This window comes from Idiomarina aminovorans (assembly GCF_023155095.1).
In the GTDB taxonomy this organism is placed as follows: domain Bacteria; phylum Pseudomonadota; class Gammaproteobacteria; order Enterobacterales; family Alteromonadaceae; genus Idiomarina; species Idiomarina aminovorans.
In genome coordinates, this window is record NZ_JAKNDA010000029.1 from 1 (window position 1) to 287 (window position 287).

The window sequence follows — 287 nt, forward strand, 5'->3', positions numbered from 1 at the left end:
GTGTCTGGTATACATGACCAAGATTGTTTGTTCTCGCTGTACACAAGTTCGATACGCCTCTACCGAATCGGTTGTTCAAATAGAGTGGCATTCTTACTTATTAATATTACAATCAGCTTTTCATGTTGTTAAAGAGCATGTAACGCATTGTTACCGGTAACTATTCTTGTTTAAGAACACTTAACGCTAACGGTTACATCAAGAGAAGAAATGGTGGAGCCAAGCGGGATCGAACCGCTGACCTCCTGCGTGCAAGGCAGGCGCTCTCCCAGCTGAGCTATGGCCCC

The 287-nt window shown here is 44.9% G+C and carries 1 tRNA gene; it reads right to left on the bottom strand.

The features are described 5' to 3' along the window. Window positions 1–211: 211 nt before the first annotated feature. A tRNA-Ala gene (locus L8G48_RS13370) sits at window positions 212–287 on the bottom strand.